The 638-nt window shown below is 34.0% G+C and carries 2 protein-coding genes; both read left to right on the top strand.

Annotation, left to right across the window (positions count from 1 at the left end; genetic code table 11):
* On the top strand, positions 1-311 hold a 311-nt coding region (locus CCY16_RS05665; protein WP_179946069.1), incomplete at its 5' end, for a hypothetical protein.
* Between the two features lie 207 nt (positions 312-518).
* Positions 519-638, top strand: a 120-nt coding sequence (gene cutA, locus CCY16_RS06725; RefSeq protein ID WP_143696918.1) for a divalent cation tolerance protein CutA, incomplete at its 3' end; no start/stop codon positions are given.

The following is a 638-nucleotide window of genomic DNA, read 5'->3' as shown; positions in this document are numbered from 1 at the left end:
TTCCAGCTGTTCTACCACAGGTACCAAAAAGTCTTTCTCTGGGTTCCTTAAGTTCTGATGGTGGAATGGATTCTGGTTCTTCTATGTTGGAAAAACAAAGTCTTTCTCCGGAAGACTTAGCTAAAGCTCGTGCAAGCTTGAAAAACACAGGTTCTTTGGGCAAGCTAGTGGAACAACAGACTTCTACTTCCGCGCCAGCAGTAGAAGATGTGAGTGAAGACTTAGAAGAAGACTTCAAAAAAGATAAACCTGTTACAACGTTTAGTCAACCTAAGGCTGAAAAATCAGGTGCAGAAGTGTCATATCTCTAAACAAAATACCTACTTTCTGCAAAAGGATGTTATTCATCGAGTAACATCCTTTTTTTGTTTTTCTGATTAAGGATTTGATCATAAAAAATTTCTAAATTCCAGTTTTACATACTGAAACAACAGGATTTCAAAAAGAAGTCTCTTCTATTTTTTCTTGATAGATTAATCTAAGTAAAGTATAGTAGCAATGCGTTTATGTAGATTCTAATGAACAGTTTAGTTTTAGTTTATACGACTTTTTCAAATGTGAAGGAGGCTAAGACTGTTTCTGAAGAATTATTAAACAAGAAATTAATTATATGTGCAAATATATTTCCTAGAGTGAAT

This window comes from Wolbachia endosymbiont of Wuchereria bancrofti, from assembly GCF_002204235.2.
In the GTDB taxonomy this organism is placed as follows: Bacteria; Pseudomonadota; Alphaproteobacteria; order Rickettsiales; family Anaplasmataceae; genus Wolbachia.
The sequence above is the reverse complement of the archived record's forward strand: the minus strand, read 5'-3'. Positions and strand labels throughout refer to the sequence as shown.